General features: G+C 73.0%; 1 protein-coding gene. It reads right to left on the minus strand.

From position 1 onward, the window contains the following. Positions 1–407, minus strand: a 407-nt coding sequence (locus IY392_RS17695; protein WP_194861941.1) for a response regulator transcription factor, incomplete at its 3' end; no start/stop codon positions are given. Positions 408–429: the final 22 nt, after the last annotated feature.

Below are 429 nucleotides of genomic sequence, written 5' to 3' on the forward strand. Positions count from 1 at the left end.
ATCACGCGCCGGGTGACGGCCTGGTCGACCGTCCCCTCCCCGCGGGCGAGGCGCCGGATGGCGTGGGCGAGGTCGGCGGGGTCGCAGTCCTTGAGGAGGAACCCACTGGCCCCGGCCTCGAGAGCCCCGAAGACGTAGTCGTCCAGGTCGAACGTCGTCACCACGAGCACGGCGGGCAGATCACCGTCGCGCTCGGCGACGATCTGCCGGGTCGCGGTGATTCCGTCCCCGCCGGGCATCCGCACGTCCATACAGACGACGTCAGGCCGGGCGCGACGGACCATGGAGACGGCCTCGGGTCCGCTGGCCGCCTCCCCGACCACCTCGAGGTCCGCGGCCTCCTCCAACAGCACCCGGAACCCGGCGCGGACCACCGCCTGGTCGTCGACCAGGGCCACCCGGATCATTCCCGCCTCCCCTCGTCCGTGA

It is taken from the genome of Dietzia sp. SYD-A1, assembly GCF_015356725.1.
Lineage (GTDB): Bacteria > Actinomycetota > Actinomycetes > Mycobacteriales > Mycobacteriaceae > Dietzia.